The 17655-nt window shown below is 68.7% G+C and carries 17 protein-coding genes; 9 read left to right on the forward strand and 8 right to left on the reverse strand.

Going from position 1 to position 17655, the window contains the following annotated elements:
* Together DM816_RS30005 and DM816_RS30010 are read right to left on the reverse strand one after the other, a co-directional pair.
* A partial coding sequence (locus DM816_RS30005; protein ID WP_211588919.1) for a PKD domain-containing protein occupies positions 1-682 on the reverse strand: 682 nt, incomplete at its 3' end.
* A gap of 113 nt (positions 683-795) precedes the next feature.
* Positions 796-993, reverse strand: coding sequence for a phosphatidylethanolamine-binding protein (locus DM816_RS30010; RefSeq protein WP_117213757.1), 198 nt, complete (start codon positions 991-993; stop codon positions 796-798).
* A gap of 150 nt (positions 994-1143) precedes the next feature.
* Here DM816_RS30010 and DM816_RS30015 point away from each other — a divergent pair, with 150 nt between their 5' ends.
* Both DM816_RS30015 and DM816_RS30020 read left to right on the forward strand, forming a co-directional pair.
* The gene (locus DM816_RS30015) at positions 1144-2508 is read left to right on the forward strand and encodes a cytochrome ubiquinol oxidase subunit I (RefSeq protein WP_246002433.1); all 1365 of its coding nucleotides are present in this window, start codon (positions 1144-1146) and stop codon (positions 2506-2508) included.
* Complete coding sequence (locus DM816_RS30020; protein WP_117213744.1) at positions 2505-3509, forward strand: cytochrome d ubiquinol oxidase subunit II; 1005 nt, start codon at positions 2505-2507, stop codon at positions 3507-3509. The genes DM816_RS30015 and DM816_RS30020 overlap by 4 nt, the downstream gene beginning before the upstream one ends.
* 2 nt (positions 3510-3511) lie before the next feature.
* Here DM816_RS30020 and DM816_RS30025 read toward each other — a convergent pair whose 3' ends face one another.
* Positions 3512-3781, reverse strand: a complete 270-nt coding sequence (locus DM816_RS30025; RefSeq protein WP_162907984.1) for a DUF3040 domain-containing protein — start codon at positions 3779-3781, stop codon at positions 3512-3514.
* Between the two features lie 68 nt (positions 3782-3849).
* Here DM816_RS30025 and DM816_RS30030 point away from each other — a divergent pair, with 68 nt between their 5' ends.
* Positions 3850-5415, forward strand: coding sequence for a hypothetical protein (locus DM816_RS30030; protein ID WP_117213746.1), 1566 nt, complete (start codon positions 3850-3852; stop codon positions 5413-5415).
* A gap of 18 nt (positions 5416-5433) precedes the next feature.
* On the opposite strand, the gene DM816_RS30035 is transcribed toward DM816_RS30030, so the two are convergent.
* The 3 genes from DM816_RS30035 to DM816_RS30045 are packed head-to-tail and all read right to left on the reverse strand — an operon-like array spanning position 5434 to position 10569.
* Positions 5434-7557: a glycoside hydrolase family 65 protein gene (locus DM816_RS30035; protein WP_117213747.1), complete on the reverse strand. Its 2124-nt coding sequence runs from the start codon at positions 7555-7557 to the stop codon at positions 5434-5436.
* 6 nt (positions 7558-7563) lie between these two features.
* Positions 7564-9681 carry a glycoside hydrolase family 31 protein gene (locus tag DM816_RS30040; RefSeq protein WP_117213748.1) on the reverse strand — a complete coding sequence of 706 codons (2118 nt, stop codon included), beginning with the start codon at positions 9679-9681 and terminating at the stop codon, positions 7564-7566.
* A gap of 30 nt (positions 9682-9711) precedes the next feature.
* Positions 9712-10569 carry an alpha/beta fold hydrolase gene (locus DM816_RS30045; RefSeq protein ID WP_117213749.1) on the reverse strand — a complete coding sequence of 286 codons (858 nt, stop codon included), beginning with the start codon at positions 10567-10569 and terminating at the stop codon, positions 9712-9714.
* 64 nt (positions 10570-10633) lie between these two features.
* On the opposite strand from DM816_RS30045, the gene DM816_RS30050 reads away from it, so the two are divergent.
* From DM816_RS30050 to DM816_RS30065, 4 genes are all read left to right on the forward strand, one after another.
* Positions 10634-11389, forward strand: coding sequence for a TetR/AcrR family transcriptional regulator (locus tag DM816_RS30050; RefSeq protein WP_117213750.1), 756 nt, complete (start codon positions 10634-10636; stop codon positions 11387-11389).
* 196 nt (positions 11390-11585) lie between these two features.
* Positions 11586-12737 carry an LLM class flavin-dependent oxidoreductase gene (locus tag DM816_RS30055; RefSeq protein ID WP_117213751.1) on the forward strand — a complete coding sequence of 384 codons (1152 nt, stop codon included), beginning with the start codon at positions 11586-11588 and terminating at the stop codon, positions 12735-12737.
* Entirely contained in the window at positions 12727-13176 is a 450-nt protein-coding gene (locus DM816_RS30060) for a MarR family winged helix-turn-helix transcriptional regulator (RefSeq protein ID WP_117213752.1), read from the forward strand. The genes DM816_RS30055 and DM816_RS30060 overlap by 11 nt, the downstream gene beginning before the upstream one ends.
* Entirely contained in the window at positions 13173-13841 is a 669-nt protein-coding gene (locus DM816_RS30065) for a CE1759 family FMN reductase (RefSeq protein ID WP_117213753.1), read from the forward strand. The genes DM816_RS30060 and DM816_RS30065 overlap by 4 nt, the downstream gene beginning before the upstream one ends.
* On the opposite strand, the gene DM816_RS30070 is transcribed toward DM816_RS30065, so the two are convergent.
* Positions 13830-14462: a response regulator gene (locus DM816_RS30070; protein WP_211588920.1), complete on the reverse strand. Its 633-nt coding sequence runs from the start codon at positions 14460-14462 to the stop codon at positions 13830-13832. The two genes, DM816_RS30065 and DM816_RS30070, sit on opposite strands and share 12 nt — an antisense overlap.
* Positions 14462-15610, reverse strand: coding sequence for a sensor histidine kinase (locus DM816_RS30075; RefSeq protein ID WP_162907985.1), 1149 nt, complete (start codon positions 15608-15610; stop codon positions 14462-14464). Before DM816_RS30075 ends, DM816_RS30070 begins: the two co-directional genes overlap by 1 nt.
* A gap of 60 nt (positions 15611-15670) precedes the next feature.
* On the opposite strand from DM816_RS30075, the gene DM816_RS43030 reads away from it, so the two are divergent.
* Entirely contained in the window at positions 15671-15889 is a 219-nt protein-coding gene (locus DM816_RS43030) for a hypothetical protein (RefSeq protein WP_162907986.1), read from the forward strand.
* 103 nt (positions 15890-15992) lie between these two features.
* Positions 15993-17384 (forward strand): glycoside hydrolase family 6 protein, encoded by a 1392-nt coding sequence (locus tag DM816_RS30080; RefSeq protein ID WP_246002434.1) that lies wholly within the window; start codon positions 15993-15995, stop codon positions 17382-17384.
* Positions 17385-17655 lie beyond the last annotated feature (271 nt).

Consider the following 17655-nt stretch of genomic DNA (forward strand, 5'->3'; position numbering starts at 1 on the left):
ACGAGCCGGCCTGGACGCCACTCGGGTCATAGACCTCGAGGTCATAATCATTGGCGGGATTGGTGAACGACAGGTCCACGGTGAACTTTCGCGTGCCCGAAGGCACCGCGACGTCGAACGCCAGCTCCTCCCCTGTCGCGACCGTGCCCGGCGTCAGGTCGGCCCGCGTTTCCTCCAGCAGTGTCTGCTCGCTCGCCTGATACACGACCACGCGCACCACATCGGACACTTGCGCGCCCGTCTGGTCGGTCACTGTCAGGGTCATCGGATAGGTGCCCGCGCCAAGGCCGGTCGTGTCAAGCTCCGCGCTGGACGAGTCGGCTCCGATCAGCGTGCCGCTGTTGGCCGTCCACGCGAAACGATAGGGTGCGGTGCCACCGTAGGCCGAGCCGAGCAGCACGGCCCGGTCTCCCGAGGCGGCGAACGGGCTGTCGCCGGCGTCGGCGATCAGCGGCTTGGGCTGCGGCGCGGGCGGGATCGCCGCCGAGTTCGCCGAACCGGTGGCGGTCACCGTGCCGGACAGCGGCGACGGTACCCGGTCGCGCTGCACCGTCTGGCCGCCGACGGTTCGAATTTCCACAGTGGACGAGGCGGCAGCCCCGACACCGGTGGTGAGGGTGGGGAAGAGCACCGCCGCGGCGCCAATGGCCGCGGCGAGAGCGCCTCGCGTCTTCTTGGACACGCGGGACACCTTTCGTGCGAGGGGTGGGGGTTCTTGCAGGTTTATCGGCCCCGCACTGGCCTCGCGTTACACCACGTGTCCGGTTTGTTGATCGCAGGGGCAAAGATCCCCTGTCAGCGTTCCCGTTCGCCCTTGGGACCCAACCCGCGCTCGCTGCGCAGGACGCCCTTCTGCCCCCGCTCCTCCTGGAGGATCTCGTTGGCCCGGTCGTCGGCTTCCTTGTCGACCGCTTCGCCGGTATCCTCCAGCCGTTTACGCAACCTGGCGCGCTGCACGTCGTAGGCGTGGCTGCCCGGTCTCGGCCCTGGCATGATCGCCTCCTCGTTTCGCTCCTTTCTCACGACCTACCCACCCGCCGGGCGGCCAAACTGCTCGTTGAACACGACGTAGGGCTCGCCGATCTGGGTAACTCGCCGATTTGGGTAGCAGGTGTCCTGCGCGACGGTTGGGAGGCGTGGGCAGTGTGGGGTTTCTTCGCGCAGGGCGCGACGCCGGCGGACTTGATGGCGGCGCGGATGCAGATGGCGCTGTCGCTCGGCTGGCACATCATCGTGGCCTGTTTCGGTGTTGCCATGCCCGCCATGACGTTGCTGGCGCAATGGCGCGGCCACCGAACCGGCGATGTGCACTACCGGCTCCTTGCGCGCCGCTGGGCTCGGGCCATGGGCGTGCTGTTCGCGGTCGGGGCGGTGTCGGGCACGATCCTGTCGTTCGAGATGGGGCTGCTCTGGCCTGGATTCATGGGCACCTATGGGCAGGTGATCGGGCTTCCCTTCACGATGGAGGGGATCGCCTTCTTCATCGAGGCAATCTTCTTGGGCATCTACCTCTACGCCTGGGACAGGTTGCCACCGCGCCGGCACATGCTCGCCGCGATACCGATCATCGTTGCCGGGGTGGCATCGGCGTTCTTCGTCGTGACGGCCAACGCCTGGATGAACCAGCCGACGGGCTTCGATCTGGCGGGTGGGCGGGTCGTCGCCGTCGACCCGTGGGCGGCGATGTTCAACCCCGCAACGCCGCCGCAGACCGTCCACATGATCCTGGCGGCGTTCATGGTGACCGGCTACGTGATGGCCAGTGTGTACGCGGTCGCGATGCTGCGCGGACGCCGGGACCGCTATCACCGGCTCGGCTTTGCCATCCCATTCACCATCGCGGCCGTGGTGACGCCTGTACAGATCGGCGTTGGGGACTGGGCGGCGCACTTCGTGGCCGAGCGGCAACCGGTGAAGCTGGCGGCCATGGAGGGCGTGTTCCAGACCGGCGAAGGTGTGCCGCTGCACGTGGGCGGCGTCGTGATCGATGGGGAGATGCGCTACGCCATCGAGATTCCGCATGGCCTGTCGTTGCTCGCCACCTGGGATCCGAACGGGCGCATCATGGGCCTGGACCACGTACCTCGTGATGAATGGCCACCGGTGAATGTGGTGCACCTTTCGTTTCAGGCGATGGTGGCCATCGGCTTCGCGTTGCTGGGGCTGGCTGCCTGGGCCGGGTTCATCGCGTGGCGGCGGCGAAGGCTTCCGCGGTCGCCGTGGTTCTACCGGGCGGCCGCACTGTCCGGAGTCGGGTCGGTGATCGCGCTGGAGGCCGGGTGGGTCACCACCGAGGTCGGGCGGCAGCCTTGGATCGTGTACGGGGTCCAGCGCACAGCCGACGCGGTCAACCCGGCACCGGGCCTGGTGTGGGGCTTCGTGGCCGTGAGCGTCATCTACGCCATGTTGACTGTGGCTACGGTCTATGTGTTGCGGCGGTTGGCCCGGGATGTGCCCGTGCCGGTGGCGCCGCAGGAGCGCGACGTCGAGGAGTACCCGGTACCGTGACACTGGTTGAAATCGTCTTGGCACTGCTATGGACCGGGCTGACCGCATATGCGTTGCTCGGCGGAGCGGATTTCGGCGGCGGCTTCTGGGACCTGTTCGCCGGAAGCGCCGCCCGGGGCCGCGCCACACGCAAGCTCATCGAGCATTCACTCGGGCCCATCTGGGAGGCCAACCACGTGTGGCTGATCTATGCCGTGGTGCTGCTGTGGACGGCGTTCCCGCCCGTGTTCGCGGCGATCACCTCCAGCCTCTACATCCCGCTCACGCTCGCCGCGCTGGGCATCATCGGCCGGGGTGCCGCGTTCGCGTTCCGCAAGGTGAGCGCGCAGCTGTGGCAGCAGCGCCTGTTCGGAGCGGTCTTCGCCTTCTCGTCGGTGGTCACGCCGTTCTTCTTCGGCGCATGCGCCGGGGCGATCGCCTCGGGGCGTGTCCCGCCCGGCGTTGGGCAGGCCGATCCGATGCGCGTGTGGCTCAACCCGACCTCGGCGGCGTGCGGAGTGCTGGCCGTCGGCATCGCCGCGTACCTGGCGGCCGTGTATTTGACCCGCGATGCGCAACGGCAGGCAGAACCAGGGCTGGCCGAAACGTTCGCGTTGCGCGCGCGGGTCGCCGGGGTGATCGTGGGCGGCCTGGCAGTGGCCGGGCTGCTGGTCTTGCGCTGGGACGCGCCCGCGTTGTTTCGCGCGTTGACGTCCGGGCCCGGTAGCCCGCTCGCCGCCGTTTCGGTCATCGCGGGCCTGGTCTCGCTGGTACTGCTGCACCGGCGGGCCTATCTCGCGGTCCGGGTCACCGCAGCGCTGGCCGTGGCAGCGCTGCTGTGGGCGTGGGCCGCGGGCCAGTATCCGTACCTGCTGCCCGACACGACCGCGGCGGAGGTCTCCGCCACCGGTCCGGTGCTGACCGCCATGGTCAGCGTCCTCGGCGTCGGCGCGCTCATCCTGGCACCGTCCATGTGGTGGCTTTTCGCGCTGTTCCAACGGGATCTGCCGGCACGCCGATGAGCTCAGCCCGTTGACCGCGAGGCGTGGTGGCGGCCGCCCCACGCGATGAAGGTGAGGGCCAACAGCGGTCCGAATATGACAAGCGCAACGATCCACCAGCCAATCACGAGGGTCACCGCGGCAGCGAGCCAACCGGCGGTCAGCCACGCCACCGCCCCGCGCCGCCGCGGCCGGAACGTGCGCAGGGCTCGATCCAGTCCGGGATCGCTTGCCCGAAGCCCCGCCTCGATTTCGTCGAGCCAGCGGCGCTCATGTTCACTCGGCGGGCTCATGGCTCCTCCGTACCCAAAGGGGTGACGGCGCATGCTTAGCCTGAAGTTTCTCTGGGTACCCGCTGGGAGTGAGCCGAACGAGCCCCCTCCCCACCGGCCGTGGCGCGCTTTCGCCGGCCGAGCTGGCAACTTTCACCGCAACCGTGGCGCTGCTCGCCATCCTCTCCGACGCGTTCTTCGGCCACATGCTGGCCTGGGAGAACGATCCATACTGGACCTACTGGATCACCAAGACGTTCCTGATCGCCACGGTGTTCGGGCTGGGCACCGCGTGGCTCGGCGTTGGCGTGGGGCGAGGGGCGGTCATCACCGCGGTGCACACGATCGTGCTCACGGTCTACTACTGGTCGCTGTCGCCGATCGGGCTGCCCAGCCACCCGGACTGGCTGGACCTGGAGCACACCTGGCTGACCGGCCTGCCGATCCACTTTGGAGTGATATACCTCGGATACCTTGCCGCGCTCTGGTTGTGGCGACGCCGCACGACGGAAGGCACTGCCATACCGGCTGGGTTCGCGACCGCTGTTCTCGCCGTCGGCGCGGGGATGGTTGTGCTGTCCGGAGTGCTGGAAGCGTTGGCGATAGACGAGTTCCAGGGTGTTACGTGGTATGTGGTGCGCCTGCTGATTGCCGTGCCGTTTGTCATGGCGTGGGTCGGGTTGGCCGGGCGCGACTTCGCCTCTGCCCTCGCCGGCGCGATCGTGCTCACCGCGATCCTCGCCAGCTACAGTCACTTCCTCGGCCCGGTGGGGCTGCCCGACATACCGCTGCGAATCTTTGAGGCTCAGGCGCCCGGTGCCACGGTTCACTGGCTGGGCTACCGGCAGGAGGCGCTCATCGCCACCCCGATCACGCTGCTGATCACGCTCGCGGGCCTGATTCTGTTGTCCCGCATGACCGGTGGGCAGTGGCGGCCGGCGAGCAGGCGCGCCTGGCTCGGCTTGGGCGTCGGTGCGGTCGTCCTCGTGCTCGCCGGAGCGCTCATCGCGCCCGGCGTCGGGCCGGACGCAGACAGAGCCACGGTCACGGCCAGCGGCGCGGTGACCGTCGAACGTGGCGCATGGTTCAGCGGCAACGCCGACGCGGGCACCGGCGAACTGCGCCTGGCTGTGGTCAACCGCAACCCGCGCGTCACTCCGCTTCCACCGCACGACACCGTCGACCTGACCGCGACCATTCGCCGGCCCAACGGGCCGACCTACTCGATCCGCGCCACCCAGCCGATGGTCGACGACCCGATGGGCCGGTTCACCACGTGGTGGGGTGTTGGGATGGACGTGTGGCACCACGGCCGCAGCGGCATCGGGGCACCACAGGTACCCCCGATGCATTCACAGGTCGCCGTCTTCGCCCTCGGCGAGCTCAGCCGCGACGGGCAGCAGATCGCGACCGGGGTTCCCATCCACGCCATGACGTTGCCCGACGGCACCGCCGAACTCGACGTCGGCGATCCGCAGGCCCCGCCCATCCCCGGCCTCGAAGACGGGCACCTGCGGATAGCGTTCGCGCAGGCCGGCGTGGAAAGCCACACCGGCAAACCACAGCGATACCTGTTCGGCCTGCTGGCCCTCATCGCCGCGCTGGCTTTGGCGGCCGCCGGGCTGCGCGGCACCCGCAACCCGGACCGCGCGTAACCGGCTCAACCAGTTGATTCAGCTGTGCGCACGGCGGCGCTCCCGGCCCGGTGGCTCATTGTCATGTATGTCGATGATGGCGTGTTCGGCGCCGTGCTCGGCGGTCAGGCCGATCGGACGCTGTCGGGCCCACAGGTGTTTGACGTGCAGGCCGTTCCATCCCGATGGCATGACGATGCGGTGGCGGCACCAGGTGCCGGGATCGTCGTGGCTGAGCACCAGTCCGGTGAGCCCGTAGAGGCAACTGGTCAGGAAGCCGCCGAGATTGGCGGTGAACGGCCCGGCCTGCGGCTGGTCGGGGTGTGCGCGAGGGGCGTATTCGAGGGTGATGCGGTAGGGGTCGCGAACGAAGTCGGCATAACCGCGTTCGAACATTTCCAGGGCGGCGCCGCGGTCGCCCAGCCGGGCGGCGTAGACGCCGAGCATGGCCGACAGCATGGGCGAGCCCGCATACCGGTCACCGAGCTTGAGGTAGAACCGCAGCGTCGCGGCGGTGATCTCCGGGCCGGGATCGTAGTCGAACGGAAACAACGCGGCGGCGGCCTCGGGCGTGGCGGCCTTCTCCTGATCGGGGTGGTAGCCGTCGTGGTTGAGGATGACCGTGCCGGTCTCGTCCATGGGGATGACCATGTTGTCGGCGACGTCGGACCAATCGCCGGGCACGTGCCGGCCCAGCAGCCGCCCCAGCGTGATCGCCTCGCGCAGCGCGAGAATCGCGCCGATGTTGGTGAAGGCGTTGTTGTCCCGTGGATGTGGAGTTTCCGCGATGCCGGTGACCCGGCGAATCTCGTAACCGCGCTTGCTGCGCTCCACTCGGCTGGAAAGCCACTTCGCCACACCGGAAACCAACGGCCACGCATGCCGTTGGGCGAACTCGAGATCGCCGGTGGCGTGCACATAGCGGGCGAACGCGATGGCGACATCCTGAGTGACGTGATGCTCCAGCGATGGCGCCGATCCGGTGCCTGGGCCGACCTCCTGCCCCTGCTTGAGACTGCTCTCCCACGGGAACTGCACGCCACGGTAGCCGTTCATGGACGCGTTGGCCGAGGCGGCCTCCAAATGCCTGGACCTGTAACGCAGAAGGCTCGCCGCCGCCTCGGGATAGGTCAGCAGCAGCGGCGGAACGGCGAAGGTCTCGATGTCCCACATGATGTGGCCACGGAAGTAGTGGTAGTTGGGCCAATAGGCCAGCCCGAAAATCGACGTGGACGCCACCGAAGACGGGTGCACCGACGTGTGCAGGTAGAACATGGCCGCGTCGGCCATCGCCTGCCAGCGCGCGGGCGCGCCGTCGAGCACGACCCGGCTGCGCCACACTCGCTTCCACGCGTCCCGGTTGAGCCGGCGCAAAGTGTCGAATCCGCGCAACTGGGCCGCCTGCAGCAGCCGGGCGGCCTGCAGGTGCGGTTGGGTGTGCATCAGGTCCGGCACCAGACTGGTCATCTGGCGCAGCCGATACATGCGCCGCCCGCGTGCCGTGAAGGTGTAGTCGGTCCGCAGCGGCGCCATGCGGTCCCGTACGAACGAGCGGGCGACGTCGTCGGACCCGTCGAAAATGGACAGGTAGGCGGCACCGCAGATGCTCAGTCCGCCATAGCTTCGCCACAGCAGCATCCCGTCGCAGCCGCCCGCCACTCCTCCTTGCTCACCGAGTGTGCGGTCGGCCCATTCCCCGAGCACTTTGGACGGGTCGATGCCGGCCGACAGGGTGATCTCACAGGCGCGCTGCGCCTTGACCCGCGTCTCCTGCAACACGATTGTCGGATGGGTGCTGCTGCACAATGTCAGCATCTGGACCTCGACCGCGGCGCCGCCCGGATCGAACTCGAACGTGCTGTGCAGCTCGCCGGTCGCGAAGTCGTAATGCTGCTCGACAAATCTGGCCCGGTCGGGTGCCAGGGACAGTGGCAGTCCGTTGACCGCGATATCGGTCGCCAGCGGATACGGCACGCGGGCGAACGTCTCCACCTCGTCGCCGGGATCGATGCCTTCGAATCCGCTGACCATCGCGATGCCCCGCAACGCAGGGATGTGGCGCACGCGAAGGCCGGTCAACCCGTTGGACAGGTAGGCGGGCAGCGCGTCCACCGGCCACTTGGTGACCTTCGCGGGGCTGATGGGCGTGTCTTCGGCGGCCACCGGTGATCAATACCCGGGCCGGGCGGGGTCAAACGCGCGCACGATCAACCGCCGCTCGGGCGGCGGTTCGAAATCACCCGTTCGGTGGTATCGCAGCGCACCGCCCTCAAACATGAATTTCGTGATACACGATTGACCGTCGAGATAGGAGAACGTGAGCCCGTCATCCTCATAGAGTGTGCCGCCCGCCGTCCCGTCCACGCCCGGATAAACGTTGAGGGTGAGCGGGTCCAACGGTTTCTCGTCGGAGTGCAGCAGATCCGGTCCGGTGGGCACGATCGCCCCACCCCGGGCGTAGACCGGCATGTCCCCATGCAGTGGCGCGTCGGTGAGAATCCGGCGCGGTCCATCGTGGACGGTGCCGTCGTGCAGGCCATACCAGCGCCCCTCGGGCAGATAGACCTCGCGCCCGACGCGGCCCGGACGCAACACGGGCGCCAGCAACAGGTCCGCGCCGAGCATCGCCTCGTCTTCGCGCAGCCGCGCCTGCCGATCGGCGGGATAGTGGTAGAACAGCGGGCGCAGCATCGGTGCGCCCGTCTCGGCGGCTTGCGCGAAGAGTGTGTACCAGTAAGGCAGCAATCGATAGCGCTTGCGCAACGCCCGCCGGCACGCGTCGAGCACGTCATCGCCCCACACCCACGGCTCCTGATCGGCCGTGCCCTTGGCGCAATTATTGCGGGCCAACGGATACCAGGCGCCCAACTGGTACCATCTGATAAGCAATTCAGGCCCGCAGTTGCCGAAGAACCCGCCGATGTCCGCGCCGCAGAAGGCGACCCCCGACAGGCCGAGGTTGAGCAATTGCGGCAGCGACATTTCCAGATACTCCCAGAGACTGTGATTGTCGCCGGTCCACACGGCCGCGTAGCGCTGCACACCGGTCGATCCGGCGCGGGTGAGCAGCAGCGGCCTGGTCCGCGCGCCGTCGCGCAACGCCTCGTATGCGGCCTGATTCTCCAGCGTCGCATACACATTGTGAATCGCGGCGTGCGTGGTAGGCCCGTCCGGCGGACCGTGCACTGTGGACGGTGGTGGGTCGATCGCGTGCCCGGCCGGGTCGTCGATCGGCCGGTCGTGCATCGCCGGCTCGTTCATGTCGTTGACCATCACGCTCACACCGGTCTCGCGCAGCCGCAAATACCACTGCCCCCACCACTTTCGCACATCGGGCCGGGCGAAGTCGGGAAACACGCACAGCCCCGGCCACACATGACGCAGCAGCAACCGCTTCGGGTCACGCGGCTCGCGCAGGAACACCTCCCTGCGCAGCCCGTCGTCGAAGACTTCGTAGCCGCCCTCCGGCTGATACTTCACCGCGAGATTCACCGTCACGGCCGTCTTGAATCCCGCTCGCGTCAGATCGGCGGTGAGCCGCCGCGGATCGGGGAAGGAATCGGGACTCCAGGTGAATGCGCGATACCCATCCTGATGGTCGATGTCGAGATAAATGACATCAGCCGGTACGCCATCGGCCCGCAACCGCTCCGCGACCCCACGGATCGTGGCCTCGTCCGGATACCCCCACCGCGCATGGTGATAACCCAACGCCCAGCGTGGCGGCAGCGGCATCCGCCCGGTCAGCGCCGTCAGCCGTTGCAGCACAAGCTCTGGCGTGGGCCCGGCGATGACAAAGTGGTCCAGCCGCCCGTTGGCGACCTCGAGCACGAGCCGCTCCCCGCGCTCGTCGGACAGGTCGATGGCGCAGCGGTGCGTCGTGTCGAGCAGCACGCCGTGGCACCGCCCGTCCTCATCGACGGCCAGGTAGAACGGGATCGACTGGTAGAGCCGGTCGACCTCGGGCCCCTGGTGTTCGTATTGGTCGGTGTTCCAGAAGACGTGCCGGCGGCCCTTCTTGTCGAGCAATCCCGTGCGCTCGCCAAGACCGAAATAGCGCGTCCCGGGGGGCATGTGCCGCGCCCACGCCGCCTGCGTCCGGTCGGGGCTCCAGCATGGGCCGCCGTCGGGCCCGTCGGTGCACACGATCTCACCCGACTCGTCGAGCACAGTCACACCGCCACTGTCGGCGAAGCGCACATGCAACGTGCCATCGGTCTCGCCTTCACCCTCGCCGCAGCCGATCAGGACGACGCCCGGCAGCACGCTTCGCGCCCACACCCGCATGAGCTCGCTTGTACCCCAAGCGCCGCCCCGCTATCCGTGTGCGTTGGTCTTCAGCCACGGGGTCAGGATCGGCAGTACGGCAGCCGCCTGCATGGCGCTCATGTGGTCGGCGTCCGGGATGAGCTCGACGGTCCAGCCGCGTTCGATGAGCTCGTCGCGGTGTGCCTTCAACCCGTCGGCGATGGCGACATAGGCGTTGCCCCATTGGGGGCCGTAAGTGATGTTGTCGTTCGCGCCGGCGAACGCGAGCCGCGGGACGCTCAACCTCGCCAGCGCGGCACGTTCGTCAAAGCCCCGCAGGGATTGGTAAAGCGTGAAGTATTGCCCGGTCTGGTCGGGAGTCTGGGTGAACTCGACCGAGTCCCAGTCGCCGGGCTGGGTCTCGGTTGCGGTCGCGGGAGCGGGCGGCTTGTCGCGGTTGGCCAGGGCCATGTCGTGGGCCGTGCGGGTGACGCTCAGCATCGCCTCATAGGGCCCGCCCAGGGGCGGGAATCCACCCATCGCCAGCGCGGTGAGCCGGTCGGTGCGGATCGCCAGCTGCAGCCCGGCCAGCGCCAGCCACGAATAGCCGTAGTACGCGAACCGGTCCACGCCTGCCGCATCGGCCACGGCCAGCAGGTCGGCCGCGACAGCGGAGGCGTCAAGCGTGCGGGGCTTGGGGTGCGAAGCGAGGTGGCCCTCGTAGTCGGCAGCAAGCACGCGCAGCCCCGCGTCCGCGAGGCCCGTGGCGAGCGTGTGGCCGGTGTTCGGGTCGGCGCCCCAGGCACGCATCCGCTCGGCCGCCTCGCCTTCGATGACGGTCGTGCTCACGGGCAGCAGCACGGCGGGGCCGTCGCCGAACTCATCAACTCGCAGGGATGAGCCATCGTGAAGCCGGGCGGTAGCCATGTGAACCTCCGTTTGAAAACACTATGCACTGCATGGAGTAAAAACTCTATACACTGCATGAGCTATGTCCGTCGAACCCGAACCCGAACCCGAACCCGACCAGGACGTGGACGCACACGTCCGCCGGCTCTGGCGGCATCGCGGCACGACCGTGCCCACCCCGCGCCGCGGCCCACGGCAACAGCTCGACTTGGACGAGATCCTCCAGACCGGCATCGCGATCGCCGACGCCGAAGGCTTGGCGGCGGTCTCGACCCGGGCGATCGCAGCGAGGTTTGGCAAGAGCGGGATGGTCATCTATCCCTACGTGGGATCCAAGGAAAACCTGCTCGCCCTGATGCAGGACCATGCCTGCGCCATGCCGCAGTGGGACGACCCCGACACGAGCCTGGCCGACGCGCTCCAGGCGTGGGCACTGGCACTGTTCGAGGTGTACCTGGCCCATCCATGGCTGACCGAGCGGCCATGGTCGCACGCCAGTCAGGGGCCCAACGAACAGGACTGGCTCGAACGGCTTCTGCGGATCCTCGACCACTGGAAGGTCCCGCCCAGCGCTCGCCCGGTGGCGGTCACCATGCTCTATGCCACGGTTCGCGCCACCGCAGAGACCGCCGCCTCATACCAGCGCATGGACCGGCAAGGCATCGCGCAGTGGCGGGACCGGGCGCATGCCACCGTGCGGCACATCCCCGACCTGCCCGAGCGTTATCCACTCTCCACCGGGCTCGAACCGCTCACCCCGCAATGGCAAGACAACCCACGCGCCGCGCTCACCGGCTCCATGCGGCTACTCGCAGCCGGGCTCAGGGGCGCGGGGTGAAATCCTCGATGTCCCAACCGGTTTGCTGGTCCCCCGGCGCTTGCCGCCGCCCGTGATCCCCGCGTTTTCGGGCAGGCTCGGCGTGCGCTCTTTGTAGTGCCGGTCTGCCGGGTGGGAATAGCCAGGTGAGCCGGCCGGTTGGAACTACATGCAAACGCATAGACTTGCCGCCAGGCGATCGACAAAGGGGTACCACATGCAGTTCGGAGTGTTCTCGGTCAGCGACATCACCCGGGACCCGGTTTCCGGGCAGACCCCGACCGAGGCCGAGCGGATCGACGCGGTCGTGCGCATCGCGCAAAAGGCCGAAGAGGTGGGCCTGGACGTGTTCGCCATCGGTGAGCACCACAACCCGCCGTTCTTCTCGTCCTCGCCGACGACGTTGCTGTCGTATATCGCCGCGACCACCGAGCGGCTCATCCTCACCACCGCCACCACGCTCATCACGACCAACGACCCGGTGCGCATCGCCGAGGAATACGCCATGCTGCAGCACCTGTCCAAGGGCCGGGTCGACCTGATGCTCGGGCGCGGCAACACCGCACCCGTCTATCCGTGGTTCGGCCAGGATATCCGCGAGGGCCTGCCGCTGGCGCTGGAAAACTACAACCTGCTGCACCGGCTGTGGCGCGAGGATGTCGTCGACTGGGAAGGCAAATACCGCACACCGCTGCAGGGCTTCACCTCCACCCCGCGACCGCTGGACGATGTGCCGCCGTTCGTGTGGCACGGCTCCATCCGCACACCCGAGATCGCCGAGCAGGCCGCCTACTACGGCAACGGGTTCTTCGCCAACCACATCTTCTGGCCGAAGGAGCACTACATGCGCCTGATCCGGTTCTACCGGCAGCGCTACGCCCACTATGGCCACGGCACGGAGAAGCAGGCCATCGTCGGGCTGGGCGGGCAGGCCTACATCGCGCGCAGGTCGCAGGATGCGATCCGGGAATTCCGGCCGTACTTCAATGAGGCGCCTGTGTACGGGCATGGGCCCTCGATGGAAGACTTCATGCGCTCGACGCCGTTGTCCGTGGGCAGCCCGCAGGAGGTCATCGACAAGACGCTGACCTTCCGCGAGCACTTCGGCGACTACCAGCGCCAGCTGTTCCTGATCGACCACGCGGGCCTGCCGCCGGCCACCGTGCTCGACCAACTGGAGCTGCTGGGCGGCGAGGTCGTGCCGACGCTGCGCAAGGAGATGGCCGCAAGGCGCGAGCCGGACGTGGGTGAGCCGCCGACGCACGCCAGCCTGGTAAAGGCGAAATACGGCGAGCAGCCGCCGCGCCAGCCGCGTCCCAACGCCAACCGCGGTGACAACACGGCAGGGCCCACGCCTTATGCCGACTAGGACCACACTGGCCAACAACGCGTGGGAGGCCCTGTTGTCCGCGCACGCCCGGCTGATGAAGCAGTTCGCGGCCGAGGACATCTGGCACGACCTGTCCATGCGGGAATACGACGTGCTTTACACGCTTTCCAAATGCCCTCATCCGGTACGGCTTGGCGAGCTGCACAAGCACGTCCTGCTCAGTCAGCCGGCGCTGTCGCGCATGGTGGACCGGCTTGTCGAGCGCGGGTTGGTCCAGCGATGGGCCGACCCCGCCGACGGCCGGGGCGTGCGCCTGTCGCTGACCGACGCCGGACGCGCCCGGCAACGCGAAATCGGGCGCCTGCACGCCCGCTCGGTGGCCCGCGCGGTCACCGCCGAGCTGAACGCCGACGAACTGCGGCAGCTCGCCACGATCTGCTGGAAACTGGCCGCGTCGGACAAGGGTGATCAAGCATGAAACAGTCGTTCAGTGTCGTGGTCGTCGCGGCCGGGATCAGCGATCCGTCCTCGACCCGCATGCTCGCCGACCGGATCGCGCAGCGCACCGTCGCCCTGGCGGACCGGCGCGGCAACGACGTGGCCGTGCAGGTGTTCGATCTGCGTGAGCTGGCAACGGAAATCACCACCGCGTTGGTCTCGCCCCTGGTCGGGCCAAAGCTGCAGCAGGCCGTCGACGCGCTCGGCGCGGCGGACGGCATCGTCGCCAGCACACCGGTCTACAAGGCGGCGGCCAGCGGGCTGTTCACCTCGTTCTTCCAGGTGCTCGACAACGACCTGCTCATCGCCAAGCCGATCGTGCTCGCCGCCACCGCGGGCACGGCCAGGCACGCGCTTGTGGTCGATGAGCAATTGCGGTCCCTTTTTGCGTACCTGCGAACCACCACGGTCCCGACGTCGCTGTTCGCCGCGCCGCAGGACTGGAGCGACCCATCGCTGAACAAGCGCATCGACCGCGCCGCCTTCGAGCTCGTGCTCCTGATGGAAAGCGGCTTCGCCCGGCAGATCCGCGACGAGTCGTGGCACAGCTACCAGCACGAGTACGGCAGTGCCGGCGGCACCGAGCTGTCCATCGACCTCGACACCGACCTGATGCGCCTGGCGACCGGCGGCTCAGCGAAGTGACGAAGGCGGCGGGAGGATGCCGTTGGCGATCGCGGCCAGCACGGCGGCGGTGCGGTCGGTGACGCCCAGCTTGTCGAAGATGCGGGTGACGTGACTCTTGACGGTGGCCTCGCTGATGTACAGCTCGCGCCCGGTGTCGGGATTGGACAGCCCGCGCGCCAGGCACCGCAGGACCTCCAGCTCGCGCGGCGTGAGTGCCGCCGACGGCTCGCGCATGCGGGTGACCAGCCGAGCCGCGACGGGTGCCGCCAGGACGGTCTCTCCCTGCGCCGCGGCCCGCACGGCTCGGGCAAGCTCCTCGCGCGGTGCGTCCTTGAGCAGGTAGCCGGTCGCACCGGCGGCCAGCGCCCGGATGATGTCGCCGTCGCTGTCGTATGTGGTCAGTACCAGCACGTTCGCGCTGCCCGAAGCGACGATGCGCGCGGTCGCCTCGACCCCGTCGAGCCCCGGCAGGCGCAGGTCCATGAGCACGACGCCGGGCCGCAGCTCGCCCGCCAGCCGCACGGCCTCGTCGCCGCGCCCGCATTGGCCGACCACCTCAAGGTCGCGCTCCGCCGACAGCACGGCCCGCAGGCCCTCGCGCACCACAGGATGGTCGTCAACTATCAAAACCGTTGTGATCATTGCGAATCGGGCACCTCCAGACGCACGGTCGCGCCGCGGCCGGGGGCGGCGTCCACGGTGACGGTGCCGCCGATGCGCGTCGCGCGGGCGCGCATGCCCTCCAGGCCATAGCCACCACCGTTGGCCGGGCGGGCCGGGTCGAAGCCGCATCCGTCGTCGGCAACGAGCAGGCTGACACCGGTCGGCTCGTATGCGAGCGCGACCGAGACCCGCCCGGCGCCGGAATGTCGCTGCACGTTGGTGAGCGCCTCCTGCGCGGTGCGCAGGAGGGCAACCTCGTGCGCGGTCGGCAGGCCGCGCGGCACACCCGTCACCGCGAGGTCCGCGATCAGTCCCGATTGGACAATGGCCCGATCCACGAGCCGCCGCAACGCCTCCGGCAGCGATGTCTGACTCAGATCCGGCGGGGTCAGCGCGGCCACCAGCGCCCGCGCCTCGGCCAGATTTTCGCGGGCCGTCTCGCGGGCGCGGCCGATCAGCTCGGGTACGGTCCCCGGGTCGGCCGACTGCGCCGCCTCCAGCAGGAGGAGCACGCTGGTAAACCCCTGCGCGAGCGTATCGTGAATCTCGCGGGCCAGCCGCTCCCGCTCGGCGAGCACACCGGCCTCGCGGCTGACCTGTTCGAGGCTCGCACGGGTCGCGGCGAGCTCGGCCAGCAGTTCGGCGCGCCGCCGGCTCTGCGCGATGATCCGGGCGATCCACAGGCCGAGCAGGAGCGCGACGGCCATCGAGACCGCGGCGAGGACGAGCCACGTGGCGAGCGCGGCGGCGTGCAAGCCCGAGCGGACGATGGCCACCGTGGTGCACGCGCCGACCAGTGCCACGGTGATGACGATCGCCGGGCGGGTCCGCACCGTGGCCCACACGTGCGGGTAGAGCACGAACAGCATGAGCGCCCCGACCGGCGCCGACGCATAAAGCCCGATCGTCAGGGGTGCGGCGCCCGCGAGGTAGGCAGGCCCCGCCCAGCCGGTGTCGCGGCGCAACGCGCGCAGGCCGAACAGCGCATACCACACGGCCAGCGCGGCCAGCAGCACGAGCGCAACGGGATCGGCCGCGAGCACGGCGGTGAGCACGGTCAGCCCACCGAAGACGGCATGCCACGCCCAGCCGTACCGATCCCACTCATGCGCAACATCATGCAAGCCCCCAGGATCGCAGGCCCGTACGCCTTGCACATCCGACTGTCGTAGGAGGCCGTGTGCATGCTGCCGACCGTCGCGGGCGGTGATCCGTACCGGATGAAATGGGTTATGAATTCGCGACTTTCCGCAAGGTTGCTGATCACGGCATCCATCGGTTACGGGATCGCCGTGGCGATCCTCGGTTATCTCGGCTCGTCCGCTCTGGCGCTCGTGGCGATCGTTGGCGCGCTGGTGCTGGGCGGGCTGTGGGCGATCCGCGGGGTGTTCATGGATCGCTGACCCTTGATTTCCGTGAGGCACCGGCCGGCGGCGGTCCGCTAGACTGTGCGCGGGAGTCCGGGCACCGCGACGTTTCAACATCGAAACGTCACGAGGAGACTTCGTGTCCAGACGCTCTGTCATTTCAGCCGCCCTGGCTGCGCTTGCCGTCGGCCTGATGGGCTGGATAATGATCGGGGTGCCCGCCAACGCCGGCACCCTGACCGGCACCTTCTACGCAGACCCCAATTCGTCGGTGAAGCGGTGGCTTGCGGCCAACCCCAACGACTCGCGCGCGTCGCTGATCGCCGCGCGCATCGGCAGCCAACCGCAGGGCAGGTGGTTCTCGAACTACAGCCCGAGCACGGTGCAGGCCGACGTGACCGCCTACGTCAACGCGGCCAACTCGGCCAACCAAATCCCGCTGCTGATCCCATACATGATCCCGAATCGGGACTGTGGCGGGGCGAGCGCCGGCGGCGCGCCCACCTATGAGGCCTACAACTCGTGGGCCCGCAGCTTCGCCGCGGGTCTGGGCAACCGCACCGTCGTCGTGCTGCTCGAACCGGACTCGCTGGCGCTGCAGACCTGCCTGAGCCCGAGCGAGCGCGCGACCCGCAACGCGTCGCTGAGCTCCGCGATCACCGCGATGAAAAGCGTCAACCCCAATGTCAAGGTGTACCTCGACGCGGGGCACTCCGCATGGAACTCCGCCGCCGACACGGCCAACCGCCTGCGCGACGCGGGCGTGGCCAACTCGGCGGGCTTCTACACGAACCTGTCCAACTACCGCTGGACGGCTGACGAAATCAACTTCGGGCGCAACGTGGTCAACGCGCTCGGCAACACCAACCTGCACCAGGTGATCGACACCAGCCGCAACGGGCGCGGGCCGCTGGGCAGCGAGTGGTGCGACCCGGCGGGCCGGGGCACGGGCCTGAACCCGACCACCAACACGGGCGAGGCGACCGTCGACGCGTTCGTATGGGCCAAGCCGCCGGGCGAGGCCGACGGGTGCCGCGCCTCGGCCGGGCAGTTCGTGCCGGACCTGGCGTATGAGCTGGCGCAGAACGGGATCGGGCCGACCTCCTCCCCGACGGTGTCGCCGACCGCCTCGCGGTCCCCCACGCCGTCCCCGTCGATCTCACCGAGCCGGTCGCCGTCGGCCTCGCCGACGCCGTCGCCATCGGTGTCCAACCCGGGCGGTGGCTGCTCGGTCGCGTACCGGATAGACAGTCAATGGCCACAAGGATTCACGGCCACGGTCACCATCACCAACCGCGGCCCGGCCATCAACGGCTGGACGCTGAACTTCACCTTCCCCGGCAACCAGAGCATCACCAACTCCTGGAACGTCCGCCCCACGCAGAGCGGCAACCAGGTCACGGCGCTCGATGGCGGCTGGAACGCGAGCATCCCGACCAACGGCACGGCCGGCTTCGGCTTCCAGGCCACCTACAGCGGAACCAACGCCCCACCCACAGGCTTCCGCCTCAACGGCGTCGCCTGCAGCTGACCCAGCTGCGTCGAGCCACCAACTTCATCATCAACGCGAACGAGTTCACGGCTGCCGCCGCCTGTCCGATGTGGACGGGCGGCGGCGGCTTTTCACCGGTCGAAGGCGGCGGCGAGGCGGTTGAGGTCGCGCAGGAGGCGTTGCACCTCCGCGGCGGTGAAGCCGTCGATCATTTTGCGCTCGACGGTCATGACGGCGTCGCGGGCGGCGGCGAGCCGGCGACGGCCCTCGCGGGTCAGCACGAGCGGCACCGCGCGCCCGGCCGTGGCCG

This window comes from Allorhizocola rhizosphaerae (assembly GCF_003426775.1).
In the GTDB taxonomy this organism is placed as follows: Bacteria; Actinomycetota; Actinomycetes; order Mycobacteriales; family Micromonosporaceae; genus Allorhizocola; species Allorhizocola rhizosphaerae.

Coding starts and splice junctions, on each gene's coding strand:
- DM816_RS30065 (WP_117213753.1), top strand. CDS start 13,173: ATGAAACAGTCGTTCAGTGTCGTGGTCGTCGCGGCCGGGATCAGCGAT.
- DM816_RS30025 (WP_162907984.1), bottom strand. CDS start 3,781: ATGAGCCCGCCGAGTGAACATGAGCGCCGCTGGCTCGACGAAATCGAG.
- DM816_RS30010 (WP_117213757.1), bottom strand. CDS start 993: ATGCCAGGGCCGAGACCGGGCAGCCACGCCTACGACGTGCAGCGCGCC.
- DM816_RS30045 (WP_117213749.1), bottom strand. CDS start 10,569: ATGGCTACCGCCCGGCTTCACGATGGCTCATCCCTGCGAGTTGATGAG.
- DM816_RS30040 (WP_117213748.1), bottom strand. CDS start 9,681: ATGCGGGTGTGGGCGCGAAGCGTGCTGCCGGGCGTCGTCCTGATCGGC.
- DM816_RS43030 (WP_162907986.1), top strand. CDS start 15,671: ATGCTGCCGACCGTCGCGGGCGGTGATCCGTACCGGATGAAATGGGTT.
- DM816_RS30050 (WP_117213750.1), top strand. CDS start 10,634: ATGTCCGTCGAACCCGAACCCGAACCCGAACCCGACCAGGACGTGGAC.
- DM816_RS30060 (WP_117213752.1), top strand. CDS start 12,727: ATGCCGACTAGGACCACACTGGCCAACAACGCGTGGGAGGCCCTGTTG.
- DM816_RS30055 (WP_117213751.1), top strand. CDS start 11,586: ATGCAGTTCGGAGTGTTCTCGGTCAGCGACATCACCCGGGACCCGGTT.